The organism is Oleiphilus sp. HI0079 (assembly GCF_001635105.1).
Genome location: NZ_LWFT01000008.1, coordinates 1 through 891, shown reverse-complemented (window position 1 = coordinate 891; position 891 = coordinate 1). Strand labels below are relative to the sequence as shown.

Below are 891 nucleotides of genomic sequence, written 5' to 3'. Positions count from 1 at the left end.
CTGCCCCCCATAAACAAGGCGCTAAAAGAAATGTTTGAAGATGGTACGCACGCGAGAATCGTGAAGCAGCGTATCGATGCGTTCATCGCGAATTTGCAGGCGAATAACTAAGCAATTTTTCGCACACCATCCTATCAGGAATGATTTTATGTCGGGTCGAGGGAAGGCGAATCTTCAGCGAACGCTAAGTTGGTTCCTGACTATTGCCATGTTTAGTGCCATCTTTTTTCCTGTGTTGTTTGTAGGAAGCTACGAGGTTTACCGACAATATCAAAAAGAAGTGATTATTGGTCCAGAGCAAGATGCGAAAGCCTTATTTGTCGTGCTTAAGAAAGGATTGATTGCGCCTTTGTGGAGCTATACGCCTGAAAATGCGAAAGACTTAATCAACGGCGTCGCTTTGAATCCAGCAGTTGAGGCGGTCATTGTAAAAGACGCGACCGGCGAAGTGTTTTCGGCGTTTTCTCGTGACGTTTTAGGAGAAGAGTCGGATCGTATTCATTTGGTCTCGGATGTGTTTTTTGAAGAACAGGTGATCGGCTCGGTTGATCTTGTATTTAATTATTCATCGGCAAAATCACTTGTCTCTGCTTATGCCATTCAAATAATACTTATCACCTTATTCCAGTTGGTTGTGATTATTTCCATTATCTTGCTGATTTTGAAATACCGTGTCACTGAGCCCCTTAGAAGCCTGAAGCGATTCGCCACGGAAGTATCTAAGCAGCACTTCGACTCTCCGTCACCAGAAGTCAAAAACAGAGAGTTTATCGAGTTGGCCGATGAATTAGACGCGATGAGAACAGCCTTGCACTCGTCATTCACTGAGTTAGAAGAGAAGGTGGAGCAAAGAACAAAGACGCTTCGTGATACGAATCTCGAACTGGAATC

The 891-nt window shown here is 44.2% G+C and carries 1 protein-coding gene; it reads left to right on the top strand.

Going from position 1 to position 891, the window contains the following annotated elements:
- Nucleotides 1-148 precede the first annotated feature (148 nt).
- The coding region (locus A3750_RS00265) for a HAMP domain-containing protein (RefSeq protein WP_156498259.1) at nucleotides 149-891 on the top strand (743 nt) is incomplete at its 3' end.